A 613-nucleotide genomic window follows, 5' to 3' on the forward strand; every position below is an offset into this window, starting at 1 on the left:
GGCCGCCGCACAGGTGCTGGCAGCAGGTACGTTGCCCGGCGCGCGCCTGCTGCTGGGCGGGCTGCTGGTGCTGGCCGTGGCCGTGGTGCTGGGCCGGGTGTTCTGTTCCTGGGGCTGCCCGTACGGGCTGCTGTCGGAACTGGTGCATGCCCGAAGCAAGAGCGGCCCCCGTGCGGCATGTGCGTCCTGCCTCGCCCGTCCCCGGACCGGAGCCGGGCCGGACGTTGCTGCCCGGCCGGACGTTGCTGCCCGGTCGGACGTTGCTGCCCGGTCGGACGCATCCAGGCCCGCCAGCCTGTCCACTCCATGGAAAAGCGGATTCCCCGTCCGGGCGGGCCTGACCGTTGCCGGGCTGGCCCTGGCGGCCCTGGCGGGCGCGCCGCTGCTGAACCAGTTTTCCCTGCCCGGAGAAATCACCCTGCAACTGCTGGCCCTGGCATATCCGGCCCCCGGGGCGTGGGATTGGGCATGGGTGGGCCTTGTGCTCATCGCCGCGCTGCTGGCCGCGGAATGGCGCACCCGCACCCGCCTGTGGTGCCGGTACCTGTGCCCGCAGTCGGTGCTGCTGTCGCTGGCCGCGCGGCTGTGGCCGGGCGCGCTTAGCATCCGCCGC

1 protein-coding gene is annotated in these 613 nt (G+C 73.6%); it reads left to right on the forward strand.

Annotated elements, in window-relative coordinates:
* Positions 1 to 613: 4Fe-4S binding protein (locus FVW20_RS18170; protein ID WP_196610685.1), on the forward strand; the 613-nt coding region annotated here is incomplete at both ends.

Source organism: Nitratidesulfovibrio oxamicus (genome assembly GCF_015731765.1).
In the GTDB taxonomy this organism is placed as follows: Bacteria; Desulfobacterota; Desulfovibrionia; order Desulfovibrionales; family Desulfovibrionaceae; genus Cupidesulfovibrio; species Cupidesulfovibrio oxamicus.